The 11500-nt window shown below is 73.0% G+C and carries 11 protein-coding genes and 1 pseudogene; 8 read left to right on the forward strand and 4 right to left on the reverse strand.

The window, feature by feature from the left end; translation table 11 throughout:
- Positions 1 to 160: 160 nt before the first annotated feature.
- Positions 161 to 1582: a S8 family peptidase gene (locus ACFP3V_RS17600; protein ID WP_380584454.1), complete on the forward strand. Its 1422-nt coding sequence runs from the start codon at positions 161 to 163 to the stop codon at positions 1580 to 1582.
- Positions 1583 to 1589: 7 nt separating this feature from the next.
- Here ACFP3V_RS17600 and ACFP3V_RS17605 read toward each other — a convergent pair whose 3' ends face one another.
- Entirely contained in the window at positions 1590 to 2228 is a 639-nt protein-coding gene (locus tag ACFP3V_RS17605; RefSeq protein ID WP_380584456.1) for a TetR family transcriptional regulator, read from the reverse strand.
- Between the two features lie 112 nt (positions 2229 to 2340).
- Here ACFP3V_RS17605 and ACFP3V_RS17610 point away from each other — a divergent pair, with 112 nt between their 5' ends.
- From ACFP3V_RS17610 to ACFP3V_RS17625, 4 genes are all read left to right on the forward strand, one after another.
- A complete protein-coding gene (locus ACFP3V_RS17610) occupies positions 2341 to 3996 on the forward strand; it encodes an MFS transporter (RefSeq protein WP_380584458.1) in 1656 nt (551 codons plus the stop codon).
- 84 nt (positions 3997 to 4080) lie between these two features.
- A complete protein-coding gene (locus ACFP3V_RS17615; protein ID WP_380584460.1) occupies positions 4081 to 4785 on the forward strand; it encodes an AzlC family ABC transporter permease in 705 nt (234 codons plus the stop codon).
- Positions 4785 to 5096, forward strand: a complete 312-nt coding sequence (locus ACFP3V_RS17620) for an AzlD domain-containing protein (protein WP_380584462.1) — start codon at positions 4785 to 4787, stop codon at positions 5094 to 5096. Before ACFP3V_RS17615 ends, ACFP3V_RS17620 begins: the two co-directional genes overlap by 1 nt.
- 31 nt (positions 5097 to 5127) lie before the next feature.
- Entirely contained in the window at positions 5128 to 5322 is a 195-nt protein-coding gene (locus ACFP3V_RS17625; RefSeq protein WP_380584464.1) for a DUF3046 domain-containing protein, read from the forward strand.
- A 413-nt stretch (positions 5323 to 5735) separates the two neighbouring features.
- Here ACFP3V_RS17625 and ACFP3V_RS17630 read toward each other — a convergent pair whose 3' ends face one another.
- On the reverse strand, positions 5736 to 6875 hold the full coding sequence (locus ACFP3V_RS17630; protein WP_380584616.1) for an AI-2E family transporter: 1140 nt from the start codon (positions 6873 to 6875) through the stop codon (positions 5736 to 5738).
- A 233-nt stretch (positions 6876 to 7108) separates the two neighbouring features.
- Between ACFP3V_RS17630 and recA the strand changes: the two genes are divergently transcribed.
- The 3 genes and pseudogenes from recA (at position 7109) to rny (ending at position 10284) form a co-directional block, all read left to right on the forward strand.
- The gene (gene recA, locus ACFP3V_RS17635) at positions 7109 to 8218 is read left to right on the forward strand and encodes a recombinase RecA (RefSeq protein WP_380584466.1); all 1110 of its coding nucleotides are present in this window, start codon (positions 7109 to 7111) and stop codon (positions 8216 to 8218) included.
- A gap of 63 nt (positions 8219 to 8281) precedes the next feature.
- A pseudogene (gene recX, locus ACFP3V_RS17640) lies at positions 8282 to 8800 on the forward strand (recombination regulator RecX); the annotation flags it as partial.
- A 71-nt stretch (positions 8801 to 8871) separates the two neighbouring features.
- Positions 8872 to 10284: a ribonuclease Y gene (gene rny / locus ACFP3V_RS17645; RefSeq protein WP_380584468.1), complete on the forward strand. Its 1413-nt coding sequence runs from the start codon at positions 8872 to 8874 to the stop codon at positions 10282 to 10284.
- 117 nt (positions 10285 to 10401) lie between these two features.
- Here the strand turns inward: rny and ACFP3V_RS17650 are convergent, their stop codons facing one another.
- Positions 10402 to 10824, reverse strand: coding sequence for a rhodanese-like domain-containing protein (locus ACFP3V_RS17650; protein ID WP_380584470.1), 423 nt, complete (start codon positions 10822 to 10824; stop codon positions 10402 to 10404).
- Positions 10821 to 11333, reverse strand: coding sequence for a cupin domain-containing protein (locus ACFP3V_RS17655; RefSeq protein ID WP_380584472.1), 513 nt, complete (start codon positions 11331 to 11333; stop codon positions 10821 to 10823). Before ACFP3V_RS17655 ends, ACFP3V_RS17650 begins: the two co-directional genes overlap by 4 nt.
- Between the last annotated feature and the right edge of the window lie 167 nt (positions 11334 to 11500).

The raw sequence follows: 11500 nt of genomic DNA on the forward strand, positions 1-11500 counted from the left end.
CCCGAGTGGTGTGTTGCTCGCGCAGTTCCTCGCGCCCCTCGCGGGCCTGCGGCCCTGAACGGGTCTCTCGGGAGGCGAAGCGGACAAACGTGTTCATATCGTGTGATTACCGCTGCCCACACGACCTGACCCTGCGACCCCCGGAGGCGCCGTGCCGCGCGTGGCGAAGGGCTCTCGGTTCGGGCTGGCGCGGATCGCCACCGTGCTCGCCGCCGCCGTGCTGCTGCTCGGGGGCGCGGTTCCCTACGTCGGCGGGGCCGCCCGCACGTACCACGCCTACCTCGTCGTCGGTCGGACGGACGGCCCGCAGGGCGTCGCGCAGGCGACGGACGCGGTCCGGGCCGCGCACGGGATCGTCGGGCAGGCCTACCCGCAGGTGGGCGTCGTCCTCGCCTACGGCTCGACCGCGGACTTCGGCGCGCGGCTGCGGGCCCGGCCGGACATCGTCGCCGCCGGGGCGAGTCGGACCGTCGCGGTGCAGAACCCTCCCATCGGCAGCGCGGACGGGCTCGAGGGGGACGACGTGCCGTTCGCCGGTGATCCGGGCGGTCGGCCGGCCTGGAACCAGAGCATGATCGGCGAGAGCATGGGTGTCCCGGTCTCCGCCGACGCCCTGCACAAGGTCGTCGTCGCGGTGCTCGACTCGGGCGTGGACGAGCGGCACCCGGACCTGCGCGCCGCCGTCGACACGTCCCGCTCGGCCTCCTGCGGGACCGGCGTGCCCGACACCCGGCAGGGGGCCTGGCGGCCCGACAGCAGGATGAGCGAGAGCGGCCACGGCACCCATGTCAGCGGCATCATCGCCGCCGACCGGGCCGACCAGCACCACGGTGTGCGCGGCGTCGCTCCCGGGGCGCGGATCGCCGCCGTGCGGCTGCTGAGCGCCAACGGGCAGTACTACGGCGAGAACCTGGTGTGCGGGTTCCTCTGGGCGGCCGACCACGGCGCCCGGGTGATCAACGACAGCTACTTCGCCGACCCGTGGAAGTACAACTGCCCCGGTGACCCCGACCAGGCCGCGATCATCGCCGCCGTCGGCCGGGCCGTCGCGTACGCGCAGGCCAAGGGGGCCGTGGTGGTGGCCTCCGCCGGCAACGACGCGCAGGACCTCGGCGGTCCCCGTACGGACGACCGCAGCCCCAACGACCACGTGGACGGCCCGGTGACGACGCGTCAGCTCGGTCCCGACTGCGTACGGCTTCCGGGCGGCCTGCCGGGCGTCGTCGACGTCAGCGCGCTGGACGCGCAGGGGAACCTGGCCGGGTACTCGAACTGGGGTCGCGGCTGGATCTCCCTGGCCGCGCCTGGCGGCGACCCCGACGGCGGCGAGCAGCAGTCCGTGATCTCCGACTGGCCCGGCGACCGCTACGCCGCGCTGGCCGGCACCTCCATGGCGGCGGCCCACGTCAGCGGCGTCGCCGCGCTCTACGCCGCGCTGCACCCGGGGGCCGGCTCCGCCGAGCTGGTGCGGGAGATGGAGCGGGCGGCGCTGCCGCTGGACTGCCCCGGCCACGACGTGAAGTCGCGTGCCTGCACCGGGGCGGCCTACTTCGGCTACGGCCTGGTGGAGGCGCCGCACTGACGGACGGTCAGGTGGTGAGCCCCAGCGCGCGGCTGAAGTAGCCGAGGAGCAACTGCTCCATTTCTTCCACGAGTTGAGGCAGGCGCTGCTCGTCGGCGGCGACCAGCAGCGGGAGGATGCCCTTGAAGGCCGCCACGGTCACCTCGGCCACGTCACGGATGCGGTCCTCGGGGACCTCCGGCGCGTAGCGGCCGAGCAGGGCGCCCATCCGGGCGAGCAGTTCGGCGTGCAGGGGGGCGTGGACGTCGACCAGGCGCTGCGGGGCGTCCGGCCCCATGAAGAGCACGGGGCAGGCCGGGTTCTCCCGGTTGAAGCGGACCGTGGTGAGCACCGCCGCGTCCAGGACCTCGGCCAGGGGCGGGAGTTCGGCGTCGTCCGGGTCGACGGCCAGCATCAGGTGCAGTTCGTTCAGCTTGGCCGCGAAGACCTCGCCCAGGGCGTCGGCGATGGCGTCCTTGTTCGGGAAGTACTGGTAGAGCGTGCCCGGTGAGACGCCCGCGCGGGCGGCGATGGCGTTGGTCGTGGTCGCCGAGTAGCCGGACTCCGCGAAGACCTCGCCCGCCGCGGCCAGCAGCTGCTCGATCCGCCGCTCACCCCGCGCCTGGCGGCGCTTGGGCCGCGTCGCCGTCTCCACCTGCTCTGCCATGCCCGTGAGTCTAGGTCGCGTTGACGAATACGAGCAATCACTCGTAATCTGCGGGCCAGGAAAACACGAGTCATCGCTCGTGTTTCATGACTTCCTGTCCAGGGGGACCGCCATGCCCGCAACACCGGACGCACCGGCTCGGGGAAACCGCTGGTGGACGCTGGGGATCACCGCCATCGCCACCTTCATGCTGATGCTCGACCTCACCGTGGTGAACGTCGCGCTGCCCGACCTGCGCACCGCCCTGCACGCCGACTTCAACGGTCTCCAGTGGGTGCTCGACGCCTACGCGCTGACCCTCGCCGCGTTCCTGCTCACCGGCGGCTCGCTCGCCGACCGGCTCGGCCGCAAGCGGGTCTTCATGGTCGGCTTCGCGCTGTTCACCGTGGCCTCGCTGGCCAGCGGCGCCGCGGGGGACATCCTCACCCTCAACCTCGCCCGGGGCGCCCAGGGGCTCGGCGCGGCCGTGCTCTTCTCCGTCAGCCCGGCGCTGATCAGCCAGGAGTTCCACGGCCGCGACCGCGGCACCGCCTTCGGCGTCTTCGGCGGCGTCTCCGGGCTCGCCATCGCCTTCGGCCCGCTGATCGGCGGAGCCCTGACCACCGGGCTCGGCTGGCGCTGGATCTTCCTGCTCAACGTGCCGATCGGCGTGGTCGCCATGGTCCTCGGGCAGCTGCGCATCCGCGAGTCCCGGGAGCCCGGGGCGCACCGGGTGGACTGGCCCGGACTGGCGGTCTTCTCCGCCGCGCTGACGCTGCTCGTGCTCGGCTTCCTGCGCGGCGAGCCGGAGGGGTGGACCAGCCCGCTGATCGTCTCCCTCTTCTCCGGCGCGGTCGTGCTGCTCTACCTCTTCGTCCGGCTGGAGCGCCGGGCCGGGGCGGCGGCGATGCTGGACCTGTCGCTGTTCCGCATCCGCACCTTCAACGGCATCTCGGCCGCCACCTTCCTCGGCAACGCCGCCGGCATGTCCTCGATCTTCATCGAGGTCTCCTACATGCAGAACGTGCTCGGCTCCTCCCCCTGGCAGGCCGGACTGCGGTTCCTGCCGCTGACGCTGACCCTCTTCGTCGTCGCCGCCGTCACCGGCAGCCTGACGGTCCGGGTGCCGCCGCGGCTGCTGGTCGGCACCTCGCTGACGCTGATGGCCGCCGGCCTGGCCCTGGTCGGGCTGGTGGACACGCACAGCACGTGGACCGCGCTGCTGCCCAGCATGATCGCGACCGGCGCCGGGATGGGGATGTTCAACCCGCCGCGCGCCTCGCTGTCCATCGCGGTCGTCGAGCCCGGCCGTGCCGGGATGGCCGCCGGAATGGGCGAGACCTTCCAGCAGGTCGGCGTCGCGGTCGGCATCGCCGCCTTCGGCGCGCTGTTCCAGCACCGGGTGGTGGACGGCTTCCAACACACTGCCGTGGCAGGCCAGTTGGGCCCGCAGGCGCACGCCGCGGCGGAGGCCGTGGCCGCAGGGGCGGGCAACCAGGTGGCGCAGGCCGCCCCCGGCGGTATCGCCACCGCCGTCGCGGACGCCGCGCGCAGCGCGTTCGTGGACGGCATGGGACAGGTCTTCTGGGTGTGCGCGGCCACCGCGGCCGTGGGCGCGGTGATCGCCTTCTTGGCCATCCGCCGCAGCGACCTGCACGCCACGGCACTGGCCGGCGCGGAGACCGGGGCGCCGAGCGGCGCGGGCGCCGGCGTGGATGGCGGCGTCGATGCCGGCGCCGACGCCGACGCCGGCGACGGCCGCCCGTCCGTCCGGCCTGCGGCCGTCTGACGGCCGGTCAATCCGTCTCGCCATGCGGTCCCCGGGAGCGAACCCACTTGCCTCCGGGGGCCGTCCGCGTTGCATGATCACCCGATGGACGCCACCTCACCCTCGCAGCGCGCTGTCGTGCGCGACTCGCTGGGCGTCGGTCTGGCCGTGGGCACCTCCGGGGTCGCCTTCGGCGTGGCCGGCGCCGCGGCGCACCTGACGACCTGGCAGACCTGCGCGCTCAGTCTGCTCGTCTTCACCGGCGCCTCGCAGTTCGCGGTCGTCGGCGCCCTCGCCGCCGGAGCGGCCCCGCTCGCCGCCGTGCTCGGGGCGCTCTTCCTGGGCGTCCGCAACGCCTTCTACGGACTGCGGCTGGGCGCCCGGCTGGAGCTGCCGCGCGCGCTGGTGCCGCTGGCGGCGCAGCTGGTGATCGACGAGACGGCGGCCGTGGCCCTGGTCCAACCGGACCGGCGCAGCGTCCGGACCGGCTTCTGGACGACCGGCCTGAGCCTCTTCGCCCTGTGGAACCTGACCACGCTGGCCGGGGCACTCGGCGCGACCGCGCTCGGCGACCCGGCCCGGTACGGCCTGGACGCGGCCGGGCCCGCGGTCTTCCTCGCGCTGCTGGCCCCGCGGCTGCGGGAGGGCGGCGAGGAGCGGACCACCGCACTCCTCGGCGCGGCGCTGGCCCTGGCCGCGACGTTCGTGCTGCCGGCCGGCGTCCCGGTGCTGGTGGCGTTGGCGGCGGTCCCGGTGGTGATGCTGACGCGACGTCAGCAGGGCACCGGCCGCGACGGAGGGCAGGGCTGATGGGCATGGTGTGGATCGCGGTCCTGGGCACGGCGGCCGGGTGCTACCTGCTCAAGCTGCTCGGACTCTCCGTCCCCGCGGGCCTGTTGGAGCGCCCGGCGGTGCGCCGGTTCGCCGGGCTGGCCCCGGTGGCGCTGCTGGCGGCGCTGACGGCACTGCAGACGTTCGGGCACGCAGCCCACGGCCTGGTCCTGGACGCCCGCGCGGCGGGGCTGGCCGCGGCGGCGCTGGCGGTGTGGCGGCGGGTGCCGTTCCTGCTGGTGGTGCTGGTCGCGGTGGTGGTCACCGCGCTGGTCCGGACGGCAGGGTGAGCGGGGAGGGTGAGCGGGGATACTGGAGCCCATGCGACTGACGGAGTTCTGGAAGCGGATGAACGCGTACTTCGGCGAGGCCTACGCGGAGAGCTTCGCGAAGGACCATGTCATGAGCGAACTCGACGGTCTGACGGTCAGTGAGGCGCTGGCCTCGGGCTGGGACGCCAAGACCGTCTGGCAGGTCGTCTGCGACAACCAAGGCGTCCCCGCCACCCTCCGCTGACCGCTGGCGCGGGCTGCCCCTGAAGCCCCACTCGCCCAACCCCGCCCCACGCCAGCCCCGGGGCTGCACGCCGGGCTCCGTCGGCCCGCGCTCCGCCCGCCCCGGGCTCCGCGGTTAGGCCCCAGCCTCGGCTATCGGGCGTGGGCCTGGGCTTGCCCGGCCCGGCCTCGGCTCCGGGCCCGCTTAGTCCGCCTGACCTGCCTCTTCGACTTCGGCTCCCGGCCGTGCTCGGGCTCCGCCGCCCGGCTTGGCTTGGCGGTCCGCTTCGGGTGGGCCTCGGCCTGGGCTCCGCCCAAGGCCTCGGGCTCGGGCCGCCGGGCTCCACAGGCCCGGGCTCCGTCGGCCCGGCGCGCGGGCGGCTTCAGGGGGCGACCCGGGCCGGCCGTGCGCCGGGGGCGGGATCCAACGGGGCGTCAGGCCGGGGCGGGGGCAGGTTCCTCGGGTTCGACGGGAGGGGGAGGGGCGCCGGGGCCGCCGGTTTCGAGGACCTCGTAGCGGGTGAGGTAACTGCCCACCACCGACTGCACCGTGGCCGTGACCGGGATGGCGATGATCGCGCCCACGGCGCCCAGCAGTGCCGCGCCCACGATCACCGACCCGAACGCGATCGCGGGGTGGATCTCCACAGTCCTCGCCGTGATCCGCGGCTGCAGCAGGTAGTTCTCCACCTGCTGGTACACCACCACGAAGGCGACCACCCACACGCAGTCCCAGGGGTCGATCGTCAACGCCACCAGCGCCGGCAGTGCGCCCGCCAGGTAGGTGCCGATGGTGGGCACGAACTGCGAGACCACCCCCACCCACACCGCCAGTGCCGCCGCGTAGGGGATGCCCAGCACCCGGAGCATCACGTAGTGCGCGACCGCGGAACAGAGGGCCAGCAGCGCGCGGGAGTAGAGGTAGCCGCCGGTCTTCTCGATGCCCACCTCCCACGCGCGCAGCACGCCCTCCTGCCGGTGGGGCGGCAGTACCGAGCAGATGCTGCGCCGCAGCCGCGGGCCGTCCGCGGTGAAGTAGAAGGTGAACAGGGCGATGGTGAACAGCTGGAAGAGTCCGCCGAGCAGCGAGCTGGAGACGCCCCAGATGTTGTTGGCCGCCTTCTGCGCGTACTGCTCCACCGTCCCGGCGTTGCTGAGCAGGCCTTGCTGCAGCGTGCCGATGGAGAAGTCCTGGTGGAACGTGCGGTTCAGCCACTGGATCGCGTTGTCGACCAGGTGCGGCAGCTCTGCCGCCAGCTGGCCGACCTGGTCGACGAGGAGGGTGACCATGGCCGCCACGAAGGCCCCGGTCAGCACCAGGACCAGCAGGAACACCAGGAAGGTGGCCAGCCCGCGGCGCATGCCCCGGGCGGCCATCCGGCCCACGGCCGGTTCCATGGCCAGGGACAGCACGAAGGAGACGAGCAGCGTGGAGAGGAAGCCGGTCAGCCTGACGAAGGCCCAGCTGCCCAGCTGGTACGCGGCGAGCAGGGCGAAGGCGAGCAGCAGCGCCCGGGGCAGCCAGCGGGGCAGGGCGGTGCCGTTCGGCTCCCGCCCGTGCTGCGCGTCGCGCACTCGCTGCCGTCGCTGACCTCGTGCGTTCTGTTCGCTGTCGACCACGTCGCTCAGTCTCTCCTATCGCTCCGCAGGAACCCGTGGCGTGTCGCCGCAGATAATCGAACTCACGTTCCCTATACTGTGCGGCGGCGAGTTATCCACAGGCATTCGGGATTCGGGCCGTTTGTCAGTGGCACGCGCTAGCGTCTTTGGTGATGAAGCGCTCAGCACAACCCCCCAGGGTGGAATCCATGGCAGCGAACGACCGCGAGCGGGCTCTCGAGACCGCACTCGCCCAGATTGAACGGCAGTTCGGCAAGGGCTCGGTGATGCGCCTCGGCGACGAGGCGCGGGCCCCGATCGAGGTGATCCCGACCGGTTCGATCGCCCTCGACGTCGCGCTCGGCGTCGGCGGCCTGCCGCGCGGCCGCGTGGTGGAGGTCTACGGGCCGGAGTCGAGCGGTAAGACCACGCTGACCCTCCACGCCGTCGCCAACGCGCAGAAGGCCGGCGGCATCGTCGCCTTCGTCGACGCCGAGCACGCCCTCGACCCGGAGTACGCCAAGAAGCTCGGCGTCGACACGGACGCCCTGCTGGTCTCCCAGCCGGACACCGGCGAGCAGGCGCTGGAGATCACGGACATGCTGATCCGCTCCGGCGCCATCGACCTCATCGTCATCGACTCGGTGGCCGCGCTGGTGCCCCGCGCCGAGATCGAGGGCGAGATGGGCGACTCCCACGTCGGCCTCCAGGCCCGGCTGATGAGCCAGGCCCTCCGCAAGATCACCGGTGCGCTGAACCAGTCCAAGTGCACCGCGATCTTCATCAACCAGCTGCGCGAGAAGGTCGGCGTGATGTTCGGCTCGCCGGAGACCACGACCGGTGGCCGTGCGCTGAAGTTCTACGCCTCGGTGCGTCTGGACATCCGCCGCATCGAGACCCTCAAGGACGGCACCGAGGCGGTCGGCAACCGCACCCGGGTCAAGGTCGTCAAGAACAAGGTCGCCTCGCCGTTCAAGCAGGCCGAGTTCGACATCATCTACGGCCAGGGCATCAGCCGCGAGGGCGGCCTGATCGACATGGGCGTGGAGCACGGGTTCATCCGCAAGTCCGGCGCCTGGTACACCTATGAGGGCGACCAGCTGGGCCAGGGCAAGGAGAACGCGCGCAACTTCCTCCGCGACAACCCCGACCTCGCCGACGAGATCGAGAAGAAGATCAAGGAGAAGCTGGGCGTCGGCCCGCGCCTGGACGCCCCGGCCGAGGGCGACGCGGTCGCCCCCGCCGTCGCCGAGGCCGCCGTTCCGGCGCCGAAGACCCCGGCCGCGCGTGGGGCCAAGGCCAAGGCCGCTGCCGAGTAAGCACCTTGGCAGAGTGAGCGCGTGACTGGGGAGGACACCCACGAATCCCGGGCGCTGAGCGAGCAGGATCCGGTCGAGCGGGCGCGGGCGATCTGCCTGCGCCTGCTCACCGGCCAGCCCCGGACGCGCCGTCAGCTCGCGGACGCCCTGCGCAAGCGGGAGATCCCCGAGTGGGCGGCGGAGCAGGTGCTCGACCGCTTCGAGGAGGTCGGCATCATCGACGACGCCGCCTTCGCCGACGCCTGGGTGGAGTCACGTCACCGCGGCCGCGGGCTGGCCCGGCGCGCCCTGGCCACCGAGTTGCGGCAGCGCGGGGTGGACCAGTCGCTGGTCGCCGAGGCGGTCTCCCAGCTCGATCCGGAGCAGGAGGAGGCCACCGCACGGGAGTTGGTCGGTCGCAAGATCGCTTCGACCCGTCGCCTGGAGTATCCGGCCCGGGTCCGCCGCCTGGCGGGGATGCTCGCCCGCCGCGGCTACGCAGAGGGCCTGGCACTGCGCGTGGTCCGCGAAGCCCTGGAGGCCGAGCGCGCCGCCGGCCATGCCCCGGAGCAGGCCAACAGCCTTGACGATCCCGATTGGTGACGGATCGACATCTTGACCCTTTCGTGACCTCGCCTTAATCTCGGCTCATCCTGCGCGACCGGGGAGGGCCGATGGATGTCGGAATTGGCACGGTTGTGGTCGTCTCCGGCCTGCTCCTGGTCGTCTCCGGGCTGAGCGCCTGGGTCGCCCACCGCAGCAGTCGGGCGCGTCTGGCCGAACTGGAGCGCCGTGAGGCGCGCAACGCCGAGCGCGAGGCCCGACTGGACGCCGAGCAGGAGCGCCTGCACCTCCGCCAGCTGGAGGCGGCCGAGGCACAGGCCGAACTCGCCCGCAGCCGCGAGGAGTTGCGCTCCGCGCGGGAGCTTGCCGACACCGAGCGCCGGGCGGCGCTCGAACGCGTGGCGGGGCTCACCGTCGCCGAGGCCCGCTCGCAGCTGCAGCGGGAGATCGAGCAGCAGGCCAAGCGGGACGCCGTGCTGACGGTCCGTGAGATCGAGCGCCGCGCCCGCAGCGAGGGCGAGCAGCGCGCCCGCGAGATCGTCGCCTCGGCCGTGCAGCGCGTCGCCGTCGAGCAGACCACGGACTCCGTCACCACCTCGCTCAGCCTGGCCGGCGAGGAGCTCAAGGGCCGCATCATCGGCCGCGAGGGCCGCAACATCCGCAGCTTCGAACAGGTCACGGGGGTCAACCTGATCGTCGACGACACTCCCGGCCAGGTTCTGCTCTCCTGCTTCGACCCGGTGCGGCGCGAGGTGGCCCGGCTCTCCCTCACCGAACTCCTGGCGGACGGCAGGATCCATCCGCTGCGGATCGAGGAGGTCGTCGAACGCACGCAGGAGAAGGTCGAGCAGCTGTGCCTGCGCGCGGCGGAGGAGGCGGTGGCCGAGGCCGGCCTGGACGAGATGCACCCCGAACTGCTGCGGCTGCTCGGCCGGTTGAAGTACCGCACCTCGTACGGCCAGAACGTGCTGGGACATCTGCTGGAGTCCGCGCACATCGCCGGGATGATGGCCGCCGAACTGCGCATCGACCCTCAGCTGGTGCGCCGTGCCACGCTGCTGCACGACATCGGCAAGGCGGTGACCCACGAGGTCGAGGGCAGCCACGCCCGGATAGGAGCCGACCTGGCCCGCCGCTACGGCGAGTCGGAGGACGTGGTGCATGCCGTGGCCGCGCACCACGGGGAGATCGAGCCCCGCACCGTGGAGGCGGTGCTGACGCAGGCGGCGGACGCCTGCTCCGGCGGCCGCCCTGGTGCCCGCCGGGAGTCGGCGGAGGTCTACGCCCGGCGGATGGAGGGACTGGAGCGGATCGCCCGGCGGTACGAGGGCGTGCACAAGGTCTATGCGATGCAGGCCGGACGCGAGGTCCGGGTCATGGTCCTGCCGGAGGTCGTCGACGACCTCCAGGCCCAGGTGATCGCCCACGACATCGCGAAGCGGGTGGAGGACGAGCTGACCTACCCGGGCCGGATACGGATCACGGTGATCAGGGAGAGCCGGGCCACTGAGTACGCACGCTGAGCGCCCCGTGAGGGGCGCGGGGAACTGCGCGACCGGCCAACCACCCGGGGAGGTTCGTCCCGCACATGGGGCCGGACCTCCCCGGGTGGTGTGTTGCTCGCGCAGTTCCCCGCGCCCCTAACGGGGGTGCGACTGGACGTGGGGCGTCAGGGCAGAGGCCGTACCCGGTGGCGTGGTCGGGAGCCCGGCGTGGCGCCAGGCCTGGAAACCGCCGATGACGTCGGTGGCCGTGGTGATGCCCAGGCTCCGCAGCGCGTGGGCGGCGAACGACGAGGCGTAGCCTTCGTTGCAGAAGAGGATGACCTGCCGCTCCGCCTCAACTCCCGCGAGCCGGTACTCACTTGTCGGATCCAGGCGCCACTCCAGCTCGTTCCGTTCCACGATGGCGGCCCCGGGCACCTCGCCGTCCCGCTCCCGCAGAGCGGCGTAGCGGGTGTCCACCAGCAGCGCACCCTCCGCCGCCGCGCGGGCGGCCTGCTCCGGCGTCAGCCGTCGCAGTCCGGCCCGCGCTCGGGCCAGCGCGGTGTCGACCGCGCTCACCACTGCTCCGGGCCTTCCACCTGAACGAGCGTCAGCACGCCACCGTCGCGGACGTATCGGCGCTGGCTGGGCAGCGGCGGGTAGTAGACGTGGACCGAGACCGCGTGCGTTACGGCCGAGGGGTTGACCACCTGGTGCACGTGGTGCGGGCCGAAGGCCCGCCCCTCGCCGGCGGGGAGGGTGCGCCGGCGGTCGACGCCCTCCTCCAGTTCCAGGCGGCGCCAGCCGCTGCTCGGCAGCGGCATGACCAGGGACAGCTCGCTGAGCTCCCCGCTCGCGGTGACGAACGCCCCGCTGGAGCCGCCGTGGTCGTGCCAGCCGGTCTCGGAGCCGGGGGGCCAGCCGATCACCCAGGCCTCACTGCCGCCGGGGCCGTCCAGGCGGACCCAGGTCCGCCGGTTCGGGTCGAACGGCAGCGCGGCCAGGACGTCGGGGTCCGCCGCGCTGGCGCGGGCGAAGGAGAGCAGGTCGGTGAGCGTGGGCGCGGTCGCAACCGGGGTGCTGGGCAAGTCTCGTCCCAAGGGATCGCGGGCGCGCGGCGGCGCCCGAAACGTGGAAAGGGGGTGCGCAGCGGTGCAGGGCCGTCCGTGGAACGACGGTGGGGAAAGCGACGAGGAGCCGCGCAGCGGCGGCTGCCACTCGTCAGATCAGGGCCGTCGTACGGATCAGCCCGGGG

The sequence above is a fragment of the Streptacidiphilus monticola genome, assembly GCF_042658505.1.
Lineage (GTDB): Bacteria > Actinomycetota > Actinomycetes > Streptomycetales > Streptomycetaceae > Streptacidiphilus > Streptacidiphilus monticola.

Coding starts and splice junctions, on each gene's coding strand:
- rny (WP_380584468.1), top strand. CDS start 8,872: ATGGATGTCGGAATTGGCACGGTTGTGGTCGTCTCCGGCCTGCTCCTG.
- ACFP3V_RS17605 (WP_380584456.1), bottom strand. CDS start 2,228: ATGGCAGAGCAGGTGGAGACGGCGACGCGGCCCAAGCGCCGCCAGGCG.
- recA (WP_380584466.1), top strand. CDS start 7,109: ATGGCAGCGAACGACCGCGAGCGGGCTCTCGAGACCGCACTCGCCCAG.
- ACFP3V_RS17620 (WP_380584462.1), top strand. CDS start 4,785: ATGGGCATGGTGTGGATCGCGGTCCTGGGCACGGCGGCCGGGTGCTAC.
- ACFP3V_RS17615 (WP_380584460.1), top strand. CDS start 4,081: ATGGACGCCACCTCACCCTCGCAGCGCGCTGTCGTGCGCGACTCGCTG.
- ACFP3V_RS17610 (WP_380584458.1), top strand. CDS start 2,341: ATGCCCGCAACACCGGACGCACCGGCTCGGGGAAACCGCTGGTGGACG.
- ACFP3V_RS17625 (WP_380584464.1), top strand. CDS start 5,128: ATGCGACTGACGGAGTTCTGGAAGCGGATGAACGCGTACTTCGGCGAG.